Origin of the sequence: Rhodococcus sp. YL-1 (assembly GCF_001942025.1) — a bacterium.
Taxonomy (GTDB): Bacteria; Actinomycetota; Actinomycetes; order Mycobacteriales; family Mycobacteriaceae; genus Rhodococcus_F; species Rhodococcus_F qingshengii.
The window spans coordinates 49,010-61,658 of record NZ_CP017304.1 but is presented as its reverse complement, the minus strand read 5'-3'; the positions used below and the strand labels follow the sequence as shown (position 1 = coordinate 61,658).

General features: G+C 61.5%; 9 protein-coding genes and 1 pseudogene. 6 read left to right on the top strand and 4 right to left on the bottom strand.

Features of this window, described 5'->3' with window-relative positions; translation table 11 throughout:
- Positions 1-34: 34 nt before the first annotated feature.
- Both BH682_RS34330 and BH682_RS34325 read right to left on the bottom strand, forming a co-directional pair.
- Positions 35-1,249 (bottom strand): CaiB/BaiF CoA transferase family protein, encoded by a 1,215-nt coding sequence (locus tag BH682_RS34330; protein WP_075836532.1) that lies wholly within the window; start codon positions 1,247-1,249, stop codon positions 35-37.
- Positions 1,246-2,424: an acyl-CoA dehydrogenase family protein gene (locus BH682_RS34325; protein ID WP_075836530.1), complete on the bottom strand. Its 1,179-nt coding sequence runs from the start codon at positions 2,422-2,424 to the stop codon at positions 1,246-1,248. Before BH682_RS34325 ends, BH682_RS34330 begins: the two co-directional genes overlap by 4 nt.
- Before the next feature lie 88 nt (positions 2,425-2,512).
- Here BH682_RS34325 and BH682_RS34320 point away from each other — a divergent pair, with 88 nt between their 5' ends.
- Positions 2,513-3,403, top strand: coding sequence for a LysR family transcriptional regulator (locus BH682_RS34320; protein ID WP_075836528.1), 891 nt, complete (start codon positions 2,513-2,515; stop codon positions 3,401-3,403).
- A gap of 177 nt (positions 3,404-3,580) precedes the next feature.
- Here BH682_RS34320 and BH682_RS34315 read toward each other — a convergent pair whose 3' ends face one another.
- On the bottom strand, positions 3,581-4,798 hold the full coding sequence (locus BH682_RS34315; RefSeq protein ID WP_075836526.1) for a helix-turn-helix domain-containing protein: 1,218 nt from the start codon (positions 4,796-4,798) through the stop codon (positions 3,581-3,583).
- A 4-nt stretch (positions 4,799-4,802) separates the two neighbouring features.
- Positions 4,803-5,867 carry an alcohol dehydrogenase gene (locus BH682_RS34310; RefSeq protein ID WP_075836525.1) on the bottom strand — a complete coding sequence of 355 codons (1,065 nt, stop codon included), beginning with the start codon at positions 5,865-5,867 and terminating at the stop codon, positions 4,803-4,805.
- Between the two features lie 224 nt (positions 5,868-6,091).
- On the opposite strand from BH682_RS34310, the gene BH682_RS34305 reads away from it, so the two are divergent.
- From BH682_RS34305 to BH682_RS34285, 5 genes and pseudogenes are all read left to right on the top strand, one after another.
- Positions 6,092-7,024 (top strand): alpha/beta hydrolase, encoded by a 933-nt coding sequence (locus tag BH682_RS34305; protein ID WP_075836524.1) that lies wholly within the window; start codon positions 6,092-6,094, stop codon positions 7,022-7,024.
- 36 nt (positions 7,025-7,060) lie between these two features.
- Positions 7,061-8,686, top strand: a complete 1,626-nt coding sequence (locus tag BH682_RS34300; RefSeq protein WP_075836523.1) for a flavin-containing monooxygenase — start codon at positions 7,061-7,063, stop codon at positions 8,684-8,686.
- 31 nt (positions 8,687-8,717) lie between these two features.
- Positions 8,718-10,100 carry an NAD-dependent succinate-semialdehyde dehydrogenase gene (locus BH682_RS34295; protein WP_075836522.1) on the top strand — a complete coding sequence of 461 codons (1,383 nt, stop codon included), beginning with the start codon at positions 8,718-8,720 and terminating at the stop codon, positions 10,098-10,100.
- Positions 10,097-10,852 carry a glucose 1-dehydrogenase gene (locus tag BH682_RS34290; protein ID WP_075836521.1) on the top strand — a complete coding sequence of 252 codons (756 nt, stop codon included), beginning with the start codon at positions 10,097-10,099 and terminating at the stop codon, positions 10,850-10,852. The genes BH682_RS34295 and BH682_RS34290 overlap by 4 nt, the downstream gene beginning before the upstream one ends.
- Before the next feature lie 504 nt (positions 10,853-11,356).
- Positions 11,357-12,563: pseudogene (locus tag BH682_RS34285) on the top strand (IS4 family transposase).
- Positions 12,564-12,649: the final 86 nt, after the last annotated feature.

Genomic DNA, 12,649 nt, shown 5'->3' with positions numbered 1-12,649 from the left:
TGTCCTGTTCTGAAGTGTGATTGGGATAGTCGTATCACCGAACGAGGTCGGTGTCGAAAGCAGGGTCCTGCACGGCGACGCCTTCACGCAGCATGGTGTCCACCGTGTCCGGATCCTGCCCGGATTCGATCAACAACGAGCGTGTGTGCTGCCCCAGTGCGGGAACGTCGCCCATGCGTGCCTCGAAGTCAGCGAACGTCGCCGGTGGCAGCAAAGCCCGTGCGGTCGAGTGTTCGGTGCCGACGGTCCGCCAACGGTCGCGTTCGACGATCTGCGGATGCTCGATGACTTGCCTCATCTGTTTCACCTGGGCCGCAGGGATGCCGGCGGCAGCCAACTTCGTGTCGAGATCTGTTGTCGTGAACAACGATGTGCGTGCGGCGACGACGGCATCGCATTCAGCGCGGTTCTGGACGCGTAAAACATTAGTGGCGAAGCGCAGGTCTTCGGCCATCTCCGGAATTCCTAGTACGTCAGTGACGAGGGTCTGCCAACCGCGATCGTTCTGGACGCCGATCAGTATCTGTCCGTCCTGGGTCGGATATGCATCGTACGGGGCGATGGAGCTGTGACTGACACCCATCCGCGGAGGCTGCGCGCCGGTGTACATCTGTGTGTACATCGCGTGCCCCAACCACTCCACCGTCGAGTCGAGCATCGAGATGTCGATCGTCGCACCAGCACCCGTGCGCCCACGCCTGAGCAATGCCGCAAGCACTGCTTGAGCGCAATACATGCCAGTAGCGATGTCGGCCGTAGGTACTCCCGTCTTGGCGGGTTCGTCCGGTGTTCCGGTAATGGAAATCAAGCCCGCTTCGGCCTGGATCAGCATGTCGTAGGACTTGCGATCCTGCATCGGCCCACCCTTACCGAATCCAGACATGTTGACGACGACCAGACTCGGCTTCGTCGCGCGTAATTCGTTCGCGCCGAATCCGAGTCGCTCTGAAGCACCAGGGGCAAGATTTTGTACGAAAACGTCCGCGTTCTCGATCAGCCGGTGGACGATACTGCGACCTCGGTTTGATTTGAGATCAATGGCGAGGGATTCCTTGCCTCGGTTGAGCCACACGAAGTGCGCACCCGTTCCATGCACTGCATGGTCGTAGCCACGTGCCAGATCACCTCCGTCGGTCCGTTCGATCTTGATCACTCGGGCACCAAGATCGGCGAGGTTTCTGGTTGCAAGGGGTGCTGCGACGGCCTGTTCGATCGCCACGACGGTGAACCCCTCGAGTGGTGCGTTCACTTGCTGCGCTTCTGCTGCGCGCGAATCAATCCGCCTCCGACGATCAGGCGCTGAATTTCGCTCGTGCCCTCGTACAAGCGAAGTAGCCGAACGTCACGATAGATCCGCTCGACCGGAACCTCCCGCATATACCCTGCCCCGCCATGGATTTGGACAGCCAGATCAGCGACCTTGCCGACCATTTCGGTGCAGAACAGTTTCACGGCCGATGGAGCTATCCACCGATCGGTGTCCTCGACCCAGGCCCTCGCTGCCTCACGGACCATGGCCCGGCCCGCCATGACCCCAATCCGTTGGTCGGCGATCATCGCCTGAACTAGCTGGAAGTTTCCGATTGGTTCGCCACCCTGAGTCGATGCTGCTGCGTGCGCGACGGACTCGTCGAGCGCACGTTGCGCCTGGCCGACAGCGAGTGCCGCGATGTGCACACGTCCGCGTGCCAGCGAGGTCATCGCCGCCTTGTATCCGATGTCTCCCTTTCCGCCGACCAGTGACTCGGCGTCGACCTTCACGTCGGTGAACGTCACGTCCGCAGTGCCCGACCCTTGCTGGCCCATCTTGGCGTCCTTGACCCCGATCTCGATCCCGGCAGTATCTGCCGGGACAAGGAAGACTGCGATACCGTTTCCGCTCTCCGGCTTCGGATCCAGCTTGGCGAAGACGACAAACATGTCGGCGATGGGCGCATTGGTGATGTATCGCTTGTTGCCGTTGATCATCCAGCCCGAGCCGTCTGCCTTGGCGGTCGTCCTGAGCCCTGCGGGGTTCGATCCTGCCCCGTCCTCGGTCAGCGCAAACGAGGCGACGATGTCACCGGCGGCCATGCCCGGTAGCCACTGCGCTTTCTGATCCTCGGTTCCGAACCCGACGAGGACCTGCCCGGCGATACCGTTGTTGGTTCCGAACATCGAGCGGAGTGCCAGCGAGGTGTAGCCGAGTTCCATGGCAAGCTCGACATCCTGAATGAGGTTGAGGCCCAAGCCGCCCCACTTCTGGGGTATCGAAAAACCGAACAAGCCCATCTCTGCAGACTGTGTCCGTATATCGGCAGGTATTGCGTCGGTGTTCATGATCTCGAGTTCCCGCGGAACCACCCACGACCGCACGAAGTGTGAAATCTGCTTCAGCACGTCGGAGAAGACATCGTCGGGTACTTCGGGGTTCAGCGTTTCCATACGAGAACTATCAACCCCACCATTACTGTCAGTCCAATACTTAATTGATACTTGTGTATTACCGTAGATGCAATAAAGGAGTCCCTGGATGGATGTCGAACAACTTCGCGCGTTCCTCGCCGTCGCCGAGGAGCTTCACTTCGGTCGCGCCGCGGCCCGACTGCATGTGGCGCAGCCGCCCCTCAGTCGCACCATCAAACAACTCGAAAAGCATCTGGGTGCAAGACTGTTCGATCGAAATACCCGTTCCGTGAAATTGACGGCCAGCGGTCAGGCATTGATCGAACCTGCACGCGCAGTCCTCGAAGGTTTGCGTAGCGCGGAAGACGCAGTCAAGTCGGCCGCCGGCGGCGAGAGTGGTTTGGTGCGAATCGCGTTCGCCGGCGTCTCGACGCATCGCATGGTCGCGCGGCTTGCCCGCATCGTGCGCTCTGAGCATCCAGGTATCGAGTTGGAACTTTCCAGCCAGAACTTCGCTCAGCCAGCCATGAAGAGGCTGCTCAGCGGGGACACCGACATAGCGTTGGGTAGGTGGGATGTCATTCCTGCGAGCGTGGAGTCCGAGGTGGTACTAGTCGACCATCTGGTCGTGGCAGTGGCCGACACACACACGTTGGCCGGTGCGACTCGGGTCGATATCGACCGACTCGCGAACGAGCAGTTCATCTCACTGCCGTTCCACGAAGGATCTGTCCTTCCTGATCGGCTGCGCCGACTCGCCGTCGCCCGCGGGTTCGTCGCCGATGTCGTTCAGATCGCACCGGACACCCAGACCGCTCTGGCTCTGGTGGCGGCCGAGGTCGGCTGTCACCTGACGTTGTCGTCGGTGGCGGACAACGTCACCGACCCTCATGTGGTTTTCGTGCCGCTATGTGATTCGACGGCAGACGTGGACATGCGGGCAGCGTGGCGGAGAGACAGTACTAACCCAGCGCTGCGAGTGGTCCTGCAATACGTCATCGGTCTCCGGCAGCACTGAGACTAGATGCCGAGTTTTCAGTCTCAGGAGCGCGGCGAGCGCCATCGCTTCCGGACACGGTCAGCTGGCCACTGTTCCAGAGCTCTTGCCGCCAGGTTCCTCGCTGATAGAGGTATCGTCGCGCGGAAATCGCGCATTCTGCGGATCGTCGATACCGAACAATGACGTTCCGAGGGGTCAGCTACGAATCTTCAACGCCCGCATCTTCCTGTACAGGGTGGTACGGCCGATCCCTAACAGTCCCGCCGCCAACGACTTGTTCCCATTCGTTTCCGACAATGCCCGGTTGATTGCATCACGCTCCGCTTCTTCGTAGCGGCTCAGGGACGGCGTTGACGATCCGCGGGCATGAGTGGACGTCGCCGTGAAATTGCCCGTTGATCCGTGGTCGCGGTCGGGTAACGGATCAGGCGACGCCGAGGGTGCATCGTCGCGTCGTCGCCAATCCAGACCCATCACTGCATCCTCGGACGCAGACTCTGCATCGCTCGGATCAGTGAATTCGAGCGCGAAGATCGCGTCCTGCCCTGCTCGCCCTAATCGGCGGACGGTTGCCTCGGTGCCGAGAGTCGGTAGCTCGAGACGCATGCTGTCCTCATCCCACCGATACCGGCGCAAGGTGTCCCACAACCCTGCGTGTGCTTCCGCGTCGAAGTGCGCGAGAGCCGGGAGGTCGGTCATCACGGTTCCTGAGTTCATCACCAGTACCGGATTCTTGGAGGTGCGCAAGTTGCGATATGTGCGCGCCAGCTCGAGATCTCGCGAATCGGCCATGAGTTCGAGGGCTTCGGAAATCTCGTACCCGGCTTGCCGGACCATCGACACCATCAGGGGACTGGCCGAATCGACATGAGATGCGATGGACAGCGATCCGACGATTCTGCCCGTGATCGGATGCTTGATAGGCGTTCCGGCACATGCCAGGGATGCAAGCGCGTCGTTGAAGTGTTCTGTTCCGCGGACGAACACTACTCCGCGTGCTTCGATCGGCGTGCCCAAACCGTTGGTGCCCAGGGCTTGCTCGGAGAAGTCGAAACCTTCGACAGCGTTGGCGCGGTCCAGGGAGGGCTCGTCCTGCGGGTCGACGATGCGGCGTGAGACTATGCGACCTGCCTCGTCGGCCAAAAACAGGGTCATCCGCGAATCGGTCAGGTTGGTCTGCCACTGGTCGAGAATGCGACCAGCAGCGCGCAGGATGGCTGTGTCGGGATCTATTTCGCCGACTATGTGAGGACCTGCTGCCGGGTCAACGCTCAGCGAGACCGAACGGCGCCAACTCTGCTCGATTTCGTGCGCGACAAGCGATGCAGGCAGCGAAGCCCGCACGAGCCCCTGAGTGATCAGTTGCTCGCGCGCGCGTCGTACGGCGTCGTCGCGGTGTGCGCGGTCGCTCACTTTTCTAGTGTGGAGTAGTAAGGACGATGCGTCCAGCAACGCCACCTGCCGTGAGCTCATCCAATGCGCGGGTGACCTCCGCTGCCGACAGGGCACGCTCGGCTATCGGAATGGTGGGGATCTGCCCCGTTTGGGCGATCCGAACGAGGTCTCGCAGTTGGTCGAGCGTTCCGACGAAACTGCCTTCGAGGCGAATCATGCGCAAAGCGAGTAGTGCCGTGGGGACGGTGAATTCGCCGCCGAAGAGTCCGACCTGCACCATGATTCCTGCCTTGGCCAACACCTCGAACCCCAGTGTTGCGGTGGCTCCATTGTTGACGAAGTCGATGACCGCCCCGGCCGGCCCTCCCACAGCGCGTCGAACGTCGCGCGCTGTTGTATCCGAACCCGAGAGCACGGTGGCCGATGCGCCCATGTCGCGAGCGAGGGACAGGTTCTGATCTGCGCGGTCGACCGCGCAGATCGCCCGATGTCCTCGCGCACGCAGGATCGCGATAGCTGTCAGCCCTAGCCCGCCCGCACCGAAAACGACGACCGGCTCGTCCGGTTCGAGCGGAAGGATCCTGTCGACCGCACTGTGGGCCGTCAATCCTGAACAGGCAAGCGTCGCAGCCCAACTCGGATCCAGTCCGTCGATGTCGACGAGGTATTTCGCGTCGGGAACGAGGACGTATTCGGCGTACCCGCCGTGACGGGCAACACCGAGGTTTCTTCCTGTGGCGCAACTGTTGTCATGGCCTGATCGGCACTGGCGGCATTCGCCGCATCCGATCCACGGATAGATCAAGCGGACATCACCAGGGCGTACAGTGTCCACGGCTTCGCCTACCTGCTCTACGATGCCGACGACTTCGTGGCCGAGCACCATGGGGTATTCGACGCCACGGTCTTTCATGTTCATCATCCCTTTGCTGCCGAGGTCATAGCCACCCTCGCGTAGGTGTGTGTCGGTGTGACACACACCGGCTCTCAGCACCCGCAGAAGAACGCTGCTCCCTTCAGGCGCCGGCACGGGGACCTCCACTTCGTGGATCGTCGTATCGTCGGGAAACACTGCATATGCGCGCATGAACAAGCACCTCTTCGGGTGGAAGGAATGTGGCGGTGTCCTCATCATGACCACGCATCCTGACTGCCGACTGTTTCATAACGGAACACAGGTGTCGTGCATTGTGCTCCTACGTTGGTTCTAGAAGGGAGTGCTGCCCGTCACAAAACTTCCAGTGTGTGGCACGCCCGACATATCAGACCGCGGCCGATTTCCTTTTCGCCGTGACGAGCCCAGGAGAACCCATGAGCACCGCCGTTGCCAGCGATTCGAACGCCACACATGATGACAGCACCGATGACGTACTGCGAGAACTCTATGCCGATTGGTCTGAGATCATGTCGAGCACACCGGATCTGACGATCCGTCTACTACGTTCGATCTTCGACGAGTGGCACCAACCGACCGTAGAACCCGAAGGGGTGACTTACCGCGAAGACACTGTCGGCGGCGTCCCCGGCATCTGGTGCTTGCCCGAAGGAGCAGATCGGTCGAAAGTTCTGCTCTACACCCACGGTGGAGGTTTCGCCGTCGGCTCCGCATCGAGCCACCGCAAACTTGCTGGCCACGTCGCTAAAGCGCTCGGATCGGCCAGTCTCGTGCTCGACTACCGGCGCGCCCCGGAACACACACATCCCGCGCAGATCGAGGACGGTGTCGCAGCGTTCGACGCGCTCGTGGCTTCCGGCATCACCGCTCGTGATATCACCACCATCGGTGATTCGGCAGGCGGGAACCTGGCTATCGCCATCGCTCTGGCCCTCGCCGACCAAGGCAAAAGTGGCCCTGGCAGTGTCATTGCCTTCTCCCCCTGGCTGGACATGGAGAACAAAGGCCAGACTCTGGTCACCAACAACGACACCGATGCGCTGATCACACCAGAGTTGTTGGAAGGCATGATCTCCGGCGTTCTCGGAGGCACCGTCGACCCGACCACTCCACTCGCGAACCCGCTGCACGCCGACTTCGCAGGCTTCCCACGGCTGTATCTCACGGCTGGCAGCGTTGAATCACTCCTCGACAATGCCACCCGAGTGGCCGAACGCGCCGAAGCTGCCGGTGTCGATGTCACCCTTTCGATCGGGGAAGGGCAGCAGCATGTCTACCCGTTTCTGGCCGGCCGTTCCCCGCTTGTTGCCGAGGAATTTGCGCAGCTATCCGCCTGGTACCACGCCTGAACTTTCATTCCTCGTAACGACCAAGGACTTCAAACCATGACTACACAAAAGGCCCTGACCACTGTCGATGCCATCGTCATCGGCGCCGGATTCGGCGGGATCTACGCCGTCCACAAACTGGCCAACGAGCTCGGCCTCACGACGGTCGGCTTCGACAAGGCAGACGGCCCGGGCGGCACGTGGTACTGGAACCGCTACCCGGGTGCACTGTCCGACACCGAAAGCCACGTCTACCGGTTCTCATTCGACCGTGACCTGCTTCAGGACGGTACCTGGAAGCACACCTACACCACTCAACCCGAGATTCTCGAATACCTTGAGGATGTCGTTTCCCGGTTCGACCTACGCCGGCACTTCCACTTCGGCACTGCCGTCGAATCTGCGGTGTATCTCGAAGACGAACAACTGTGGGAAGTCACCACCGACACAGGCGAGATCTACCGCGCTACCTACGTCGTCAATGCTGTCGGGCTCCTCTCCGCCATCAATCGACCGGATCTGCCCGGTCTCGAGACATTCGAAGGCGAGACCATCCACACCGCAGCGTGGCCCGAGGGCAAGGATCTCACCGGCCGCCGCGTCGGCGTGATCGGTACCGGATCTACTGGGCAACAGGTCATCACGGCCCTGGCGCCAACGGTCGAACACCTCACTGTATTCGTGCGAACTCCCCAGTACTCGGTGCCGGTCGGCAAGCGCGCGGTGACCGACGAGCAGATCGACGCAGTCAAAGCCGACTACGAGAACATCTGGACTCAGGTCAAAAGATCCTCGGTGGCATTCGGCTTCGAGGAATCTACTGTTCCGGCCATGAGCGTGTCCGCGGAAGAACGCCTCAGGGTCTACGAAGAGGCATGGGAGCAGGGCGGCGGTTTCCGATTCATGTTCGGAACCTTCGGTGACATCGCTACCGACGAAGAAGCCAACGAAACTGCAGCATCGTTCATTCGCTCGAAGATCACCGCCATGATCGAAGACCCGGAGACTGCCCGCAAACTGACGCCCACCGGACTATTCGCGAGACGACCGTTGTGCGACGACGGGTACTTCCAGGTCTTCAACCGCCCGAACGTCGAGGCGGTCGCCATCAAGGAAAACCCCATTCGTGAGATCACAGCCAAGGGCGTGGTGACCGAGGACGGCGTCCTGCACAAATTGGACGTCCTGGTCTTCGCCACCGGCTTCGACGCCGTCGACGGGAACTACCGCCGCATGACCATTTCCGGTCGCGGTGGCCTGAACATCAACGACCATTGGGACGGCCAACCCACCAGCTACCTGGGGATTGCCACCGCGAACTTCCCCAACTGGTTCATGGTGCTCGGCCCCAACGGACCGTTCACGAACCTTCCTCCAAGCATCGAAACTCAGGTCGAGTGGATCAGCGACACCATAGGTTACGTCGAGCGGACAGGTGTGCGGGCGATCGAACCCACACCGGAGGCGGAATCCGCATGGACCGCGACCTGCACGGACATCGCGAACATGACCGTCTTCACCAAGGTTGATTCATGGATCTTCGGGGCCAATGTTCCAGGAAAGAAGCCCAGCGTGCTGTTCTACCTTGGCGGGCTCGGCAACTACCGCGCCGTCCTGGCAGACGTCACCGAGGGGGGCTATCAGGGCTTTGCTCTGAAGACGGCCGACACCGTCGACGCCTGACTCCCGATCGATACGAAAACAGGAGACGACCATGGGTGTGTACACCACCATCGACCCTGCCAACGGTCAGGAATTCGCGCGGTATCCGGAAATATCGGACGACGAGTTGGACGTCCTCATCGGCAGCAGCGCAAACGCCTACAGGAGTTGGCGCGCAACAGATCTCGAACAAAGAAGCCTTGCGCTTGGCAGGGTCGCCGAACTCTATCGAGAACAATCCCACGAACTGGCCAAGCTGCTCACTTTGGAGATGGGCAAACCGATCGCACAAGCACAAGGCGAGGTGGAGCTGGTTGCCTCGATCTATCAGTATTACGCAGACCACGCCGCAGAATTCATGCAGGATGAGACCCTCGACATCGCCGGTAGCGGGACGGCGGTCGTGCGGACCGAGCCGATCGGACCGCTCGTCGGAGTCATGCCGTGGAACTACCCCTATTACCAGGTGGCACGCTTCGCTGCTCCCAACATCGCACTGGGCAACACGATCATCCTCAAACATGCGCGCAACTGCCCGCAGTCCGCCCTGGCCATCGAGCGAGTCTTCCTCGAAGCCGGGCTGCCGACCGACGTATATCGCAATGCCTTCGTCTCCTCAGCCCAGGTCGCTGCGGCTGTAGCGGATCAGCGAGTCCAAGGTGTGTCACTGACCGGATCGGAGAAGGCAGGGTCGGCCGTCGCTGAGGTAGCGGGCCGGCACCTGAAGAAATGCGTACTTGAACTGGGCGGTTCGGACCCCTTCATCGTATTGGAAGATGCCGACATAGACATCGCTGCTGCCGCCGCCGTCGTCGGTCGGCTCGGAAACGGCGGACAGGCGTGCACTGCGTCGAAGCGGTTTCTCGTCGACGACAGCGTGTACGACGAATTCGTAACGAAGTTCGTCGACGGGATGGCTGGCTGGCTACCCGACGACCCGACCAGCCCCGAGACAAAGCTCGGGCCACTCGCGTCGCACGCGGGAGTCGAGGAAGTCGACGAGCTTGTCCAGGACGCACTCTCCCGCGGGGCCGAGGCTCTCTTGGGTGGCAACCGACCGGAAGGGGTCGGCGCCTACTACCCGCCCACCGTGCTGGCTGGAGTTACACGCGAGATGCGTGCATTCCGCGAAGAGCTGTTCGGCCCGGTAGCGGTCCTCTACCGCACCCGGTCTCTAGATGAGGCGATCGACCTGGCCAACGACTCCCCGTTCGGCCTCTCATCCAGTGTGTTCACCTCGGATCCGGACAAGGCCGGCCGAGTGGCCGAGGAACTCGAAACCGGAATGGTCTGGATCAACGGCACCAGCAAGACGGCCCCGGACCTACCGTTCGGCGGTGTCAAGGGATCGGGGTTCGGTCGCGAGCTCGCCAAGTTCGGCTTGAACGAATTCGCCAACAAAAAGTTGGTGCGAAATCCGAAGGGAATGAAATGACCAAGCGTGTTGAAGGCAAAATTGCCGTCGTGACCGGTGGCGCCACAGGTATGGGGCGCGCGCACGCCCAGCTGTTAGCGGAAGAGGGTGCCGCCGTTGTCGTCACCGATATCGACGTCGAAGGCGGCAAGGAGACCGTCAAGCTGATCGAGAAGGACGGCGGTACTGCGTCTTTCGTGCAGCACGACGTCTCGAGTTCGGCAGGTTGGAAGGTTGTCGTCGACCATGCCGTCCAGTCCCACGGCCGCGTCGACATCCTGGTGAACAATGCGGGCATCCTCGCTTTCACGTCACTGCAGGACACGGAGGAAGACGTGTGGGACCGCATCTTCGCGGTCAATGCCAAGGGCACGTACCTGGGCTGCAAGACGATCATCCCTGCGATGAAGGAGTCGAAGGCGCCGTCGATCGTCAACATCTCGTCCATGTACGGGATCATCGGCGCCCCAAATGCAGCCGCCTACGAGGCATCGAAGGGTGCAGTGCGGACTCTGACGAAAGCCGCTGCAGTGGACCTGCAAGAGTTCGGGATTCGAGTGAACTCGGTGCACCCAGGAGTGATTGCGACGGCGATGACAAACGATATCCTGGCCGATCCCGAAGGGAAGAAGGCTCTCTTGGGCACCACCATCCTGGGTCGTGCGGCCCAGCCGGAGGAGGTATCCACGGTGGTACTGTTTCTTGCCTCGGATGAGTCCTCGTTCATGACCGGGTCCGAAGTCGTAGTCGACGGCGGCTACATCGCTCAATAGGGCAGCTTCAGCTTAATTCAGTGCACCGCGCCTCGGGTGGCATCAGCCGAGGCGCGGGGCACTGTAAGGACAAGCGGCCAGCCAACTACCAGTGCATCCTGCAACTCGAAACACACCACATACCAGGCAATTTCGACTTCGGCCACCGCACGATATCGACGGAAAGGCGATGCCCGTCCGGCTGTTGAAACACATGAGGGACCGCATGGTGCCGACGACCTGCTCACCTCATCCAGCCAGTCAAAAACGACCTGCCAAACCGCTGTAGTTCCTGCCGCCCCGCCGAGTGCAGTGGCGGGGGTGCGGACACGCGTCAAACCCGTTACGCCCCAAGGAGAAACCAACCACGGGGACATGCCACTACCGCAGTTCAAGCCCAATATGCGGCCGTGCTCCAGCAGACCATCGACGGCCGCTGACTCAGGACCCCTCGCCCGACTCCGGCCCGCCGGCACCCTTAGCCTCAATACCGTTCAGTTAGTGACTCATGAGGTATGGTGAGGTGTGCCTCGTAGTGGATGGGTGAAACCGGCCTCGGACCGCCGGCTGTCGGATGTGGTGTCGGTCGGCTTGTTGACCAGGGTGTTTCCTGCCGACCTGGTCGACGAGGTAATCGCCGACTGCGGTCGCACCGAGCAGCGCAGTCGAACATTGACGGCGCGGGTGACGGCATACTTTTCGATTGGGATGGCATTGAATGCGGAAGGCTCCTACGAGGAGGTCTTCGCGCAGCTCACCGACGGATTGTCGTGGTCGTCGGGATGGTCGAAGACCTGGACTCCGCCGACGAAATCGGCTATCTTCCAAGCCCGTTCACGCCTGGGTCACGAACCGGTCCGGGAGTTGTTCCGCCGGGTCGCCCGACCGCTCGCTGGGGCGGACACCCCAGGATCATGGTTCGCGGGACGCAGATTGGTGGCTATCGACGGCACCTGCCTCGACCTGCCGGACACGCCGGCGAACGACGAGCATTTCGGGCGGCCGCCGTCGAGCCGGGGTGAGCAGTCCGCGTTCCCGCAAGCGAAGCTGGTCGCCGTCGCCGAATGCGGCACCCACGCCGTCTTCGACGCCGAAATCGGGTCGTACCGCACCTCGGAACGGGAGTTGGCGAACAATCTGATCGACCGGCTCGAGCCGGGGATGCTGCTGCTCGCCGATCGAGGTTTCTACGGATTCGACATGTGGACCCGCGCCGCCGCCAGCGGCGCGGACCTGTTGTGGAGAGTGAAATCTACCCTCTCACCCCGACATCTGGAGACTCTCGACGACGGGTCCTGGCTGGCACGGATCATCCCGACGTCGGGGAAGGATCGGCAACACCGAACACCGCTACTGGTCCGGGTGATCGACTACACCCTCGATGACGGACGGGAGAACCCCGAACAGTACCGGCTGCTGACCACGATCCTCGACCCCGAGGAAGCCGCCGCCGAAGACCTTGCTCTCGCCTACGCGCAGCGATGGGAAATCGAGAACACCTTCGACGAACTGAAAACTCATCAACGCGGCCCACGGAAGGTTCTGCGGTCGAAGTCCCCGCCGCTGGTGTTGCAGGAAATCTGGGGGGCACCTGTGCTGTCACTACGCGATTCGCACCCTGATGCTCGATGCCGCCACCGCCGGCGGGCACGACCCTGACCGGGTCTCGTTCGTTGCCGCACTTCGGGTCGCCCGAAGGTCACTGTCGCACAGCTCTTTTTCCCCCTCATGACCATTCTGGGTTCACCCGATTGTGGAATCACGCCGTCGACAAACTGGCGCGCCGGATCAACCCCGCACGCCGACTACGTGCGAACG